This is a genomic window from Parafrankia sp. FMc2 (assembly GCF_041008525.1).
GTDB lineage: Bacteria > Actinomycetota > Actinomycetes > Frankiales > Frankiaceae > Parafrankia.
In genome coordinates, this window is record NZ_JBFLUG010000301.1 from 1 (window position 1) to 3,257 (window position 3,257).

Here is a 3,257-nt window from a genome sequence, read left to right on the forward strand (position 1 = left end):
TAGTCGGGACGGACCTCGGCGACCATCCGGACCGCACGACGCCGCAGCTCGGCGGGGTAAGGGGAAGGACGTGCCATGACTCGATCCTCTCAGAGAATCAAGCCTCCATCCGACCCGGGGCGGTTCACACGGGGAGATCCGCCTACGCCGGCTGCTGCCCCTCATGGACCAGCAGGCGCCGCCCATCCATCACCGCTAACGTCCACCAGTTGCCAGACGACGGCTCGCGTCGCCGTGCCGATCAGACCGATCGCCATCACCACGGCGGTGATCATCCAGGTCATGCGTTGCCGTGTGCGTCTGGTGTCGGACTGGCCTACGAGCGGGCGTCGACGAGGGCGACAGCATGATCATGCTGGCTGTGAACGACGAGTGCACCACCGGTCAGCCGAGCCACGCCGAACAGAGCCCCGTTACCCCCCGAACCGTCAATCTCACCCTTGGCCTGATCGTCAGGTCATACCGACGGAGCCGGGCCACGCGGCGGTTGCGGGAAGGCGGCGATCGCGCCGAGGAACCTGCTGATCTCCTGCTCGCTGCCCCGCACGCGAACGCCAGGGTGACCCGCGGCGCGCGCCGGGTGGAGTGTAGTGAGGTAGTCGGCCAGGTCTCGTCTGGTGCCGAGCAGTTCGATGTCCGGATTCGGGACTGCGGTGTCCTCCAGCGTCCATCGGCCGCCCCGCCCGCTGATCGTGTAGTTGTCGTCGTGGTCGCGGGTCCGGACTACCCAGGTGACCGGGCCGACGTCGAGCTTCTCGCGGTCCAGGACGAGGCGCAGGGCGCTGAGCAGGTGCTCGGGATGGGTCGGTTCGCCCGGCGCGGGGAGCGCGGCGAGATGGCGCAGACCCCACAGCACGAGTTCATCCAGGGCGGGTGCGAGGTCGATGCCGGCAGGAGTGAGGCTGTACCAGACTTCCCGTCGACCGGGAACCCGGTCGACGAGGACGAGCCCGTCCGCTTCGAGATCGCGCAGACGCTGCGTCAGGGTCCGCGGTGTGATGCCGCCGAGCCTGTCCATCAGGTCGGTGAAGCGCCTCGGGCCAGTCACCAGGTCGCGCACGACGAGCAGGGCCCAGCGGTCACCCAGGCGCTCGAGGGTCCTGGCGAGCATGCAGTAGTGCGCGTACGCGGAGCGCGGCGTGGTCGGCACGCGCCCAGCTTAACCCTGCCGTAGATATACTATCCCCATGATAGTGTTCTGGCATGGTGAACGAAGCGAGCCGGATCTTCCGAGGCAGCGACAAGGCCGAGGCCGCCCGCCGGGCGCACGAGGCGTCATTGTCCGCCCCGCGTCGTCGTGAGCGCGTCGAGGCCGACTGGCTGCGTGAGTTGTGTCTGCGGGCCGGAGCCGACGACGTCGGTTTCGTGGAGATCGGCCGGGCCGGCCTGGACGGGGAGAACGACAACGCCCGCCGGCTGTTCCCGGCTGTCAAGGCGCTGATCTGCCTCGTCGGGATCTCCAATCGCGAGGCGATCCGATCGACCTCGCGCGCGACGGCGAACAGCGCCTGGCACCGCACCGGAGACAAGCTCGGAACCGCCGCCGCGCGCGTCTGCGAGCAGCTGGCCGAGGCCGGTATCCGCGCGGTGTCGACCAACATAGGGTTCCCGATGGACATGCAGGCCCCGCCCGGTCAGGTCAGCTGGGCCATCGCGCACAAGATCGTGGCCGTCGAAGCCGGCATGGGCCACATGGGCGTCAACCGCAACGTCATCCATCCGAAGTTCGGAAACTTCGTGCTGCTCGAGACGGTACTGGTCGACGTCGAGATCGACGCCTACAACCAGCCACTGGACTACAACCCTTGCCTGGGCTGCAACCTCTGCGTCGCCGCATGCCCGGTCGGGGCGATCAGCAACGTCGGGGACTTCGACTTCTTCGCCTGCCTCGGGCACAACTACCGCGAGTTCCCGTTCAGCGCGACGGACTGGGTCGACGCCGTGGCCGCCGGGGACGCCAGCGCTTACCGCGCGAAGTTCCGCGAGGGCGAGACCCTGTCGATGCTGCAGTCCCTGGCGTTCGAACCAACCTACAAGGCCGCCTACTGCATGGCAGTGTGCCCGGCCGGTGAGGACGTCATCGGCCCGTACCTGGCCGACAAGGCGCGCTACCGCGACGACGTGCTGCTCCCGCTGCGCCGGCACCCGGAACCGGTCTACGTGCAATCCGGCAGTCACGCAGAGAAGACAGCCCTACGCAACCCTGCCAAGCAGGTGCGTTACCTCGACTTCAAGCCTGACGTCTCCACCGTCGCCAACTTCGCCCTCGGGCTGCGGCACATGTTCACTTCAAGTGGACCTCTGCCGGATGGACTTCGGGTCGCCTTCCGTTTCCCCGACGGCACCCTGCTCGCCAGAGTCGAGAACGGACGACTCACGACGGGGCCGGTCGACGAATCGCCCGTCGACGCGACCGTGGTATGCGACGCGCTCGATTACATCAAGATCCTGCACCGCCCGATTGCCGGCCGTCCCGCCTACACCGCACAGGGCAACCACACCGTCGACGGCGATCCGTCCGCATTCCAGAGCCTGCTGGCCTGCCTGAGCTGACCCGCGGAAAGTGACACGGCCTTATCGACCTTGAATCTGCAGGGTGACCTTCGGTTCGTGGGTAGTCCGCGTGGCTCTGACGCCCCTGTGTTGTCACGTAGCCGCGGTGACCGGTGGGCTGGTGCGTGGGATGGCGTTGTAGATCTCGCGGGCGATGTAGCGTTTGAGTCTTCTGATGCCGGGTCAGGGCCGCGCCGTAGGAGCCGGTGCCCTCGACTCCTGCCCGGCAGACGGTCCCATGCTCTCGCGCCCAGGCCAGCAGCTGTGCATAGCCGTCAGCGGTCGTCGGGAAGGTCGCGCTGCCCAGCAGCGCCCCAACCGGGGTGAGGACCGCGGCGACGTGGACATCCTTGTGGGTGTCGACACCGAGAACGGAGAAATAGTCAAGACTTGTGGGTGGTGATCGTTAGGCGGCTTGGGTGACGGGTGTGGTGGGGCGTTCGACGAGCTGGCCTGCTTCGAAGACGGCGCCGGCGCGGACGAGGGCGACGAGGTGGGGTGCGTTGACGGCCCGCCAGCGGGTCTGGGCGGCTTCGATGAGCTTGAACGCCATGGCCAGTCCGGCGGCCCGGGATCCGGGCCCTTGGTGACCCGGGTGCGGTGACGGACGGTCGCGAAGGTGGACTCGATCGGGTTCGTGGTCCGCAGGTGCACCCAGTGCTCGGCGGGGTAGTCGTAGAACGCCAGCAGCACATCCAGATCGT

At 67.7% G+C, this 3,257-nt stretch carries 2 protein-coding genes and 2 pseudogenes; 1 reads left to right on the plus strand and 3 read right to left on the minus strand.

The features are described from left to right. Positions 1-457: 457 nt before the first annotated feature. On the minus strand, positions 458-1,150 hold the full coding sequence (locus tag AB1460_RS36425; RefSeq protein WP_368967045.1) for a winged helix-turn-helix transcriptional regulator: 693 nt from the start codon (positions 1,148-1,150) through the stop codon (positions 458-460). A 53-nt stretch (positions 1,151-1,203) separates the two neighbouring features. On the opposite strand from AB1460_RS36425, the gene AB1460_RS36430 reads away from it, so the two are divergent. Next, positions 1,204-2,553, plus strand: a complete 1,350-nt coding sequence (locus tag AB1460_RS36430; RefSeq protein WP_368967047.1) for a 4Fe-4S binding protein — start codon at positions 1,204-1,206, stop codon at positions 2,551-2,553. Here AB1460_RS36430 and AB1460_RS36435 read toward each other — a convergent pair. Next, a pseudogene (locus AB1460_RS36435) lies at positions 2,441-2,911 on the minus strand (IS110 family transposase); the annotation flags it as partial. The gene AB1460_RS36430 and the pseudogene AB1460_RS36435 sit on opposite strands and share 113 nt — an antisense overlap. A 48-nt stretch (positions 2,912-2,959) precedes the next feature. Continuing rightward, positions 2,960-3,257 (minus strand): annotated as a pseudogene (locus tag AB1460_RS36440) (transposase); the annotation flags it as partial.

What these genes read in the sequence shown, in the direction of transcription:
- AB1460_RS36430 (WP_368967047.1), top strand. Translation starts at nt 1,204, where the DNA reads ATGGTGAACGAAGCGAGCCGGATCTTCCGAGGCAGCGACAAGGCCGAG.